At 67.4% G+C, this 519-nt stretch carries 1 pseudogene; it reads right to left on the bottom strand.

The features are described from left to right. Nucleotides 1–266: pseudogene (locus J5M67_RS27800) on the bottom strand (hypothetical protein); the annotation flags it as partial. Nucleotides 267–519 lie beyond the last annotated feature (253 nt).

The following is a 519-nucleotide window of genomic DNA, read 5'->3' as shown; positions in this document are numbered from 1 at the left end:
GTCACGACGCCTTCGACCGGCGACGTGACGAGCGTCACTTCGTTGTTGACGACCGCGCGCTCGGACGAGCGCGTGAAGACGTTCGGAAACATGATGGTCAGCACCATCCAGATGACGAAGAACACGACGCCGTAGCCGGCGGCGCGCGGCACGAGCGTCCAGAGCGGACGCGGCGCGCGGCGGCCGCGCGGCACCGGTTCGTCGTGCGTGACGAGCGACGAAGCGTGCGCGTCGGTCGGGGGATTCTCCCGTGACGGGTCGGACATGTTGCCCTCCTGCATCGCAAAAGCGCGAACGATGAGACAAAAGCCAGGCGCGCACGCGCGGCCCGGTGCCGGGCGCGTCGACGTCGACGGGATCGACGGCGACAGGCGGGCCTCCTTGCGAACGTGCGTTGGCGCGCAAAACGGCTTTCTGTCTAATAGTTGGCTGCTGCAGGGCGCCGTGTCCGAGCATTTGTCGAATCGACGCACTGTCTGAACGGGCCGGCTGCCGGCCCTGGATCAACTCCGTGACCGC

This window comes from Pseudomonas sp. 30_B (genome assembly GCF_017491605.1).
Taxonomy (GTDB): domain Bacteria; phylum Pseudomonadota; class Gammaproteobacteria; order Pseudomonadales; family Pseudomonadaceae; genus Pseudomonas.
Note: the sequence above shows the minus strand (reverse complement) of the source record. Positions and strands in the feature narration are given on the sequence as shown.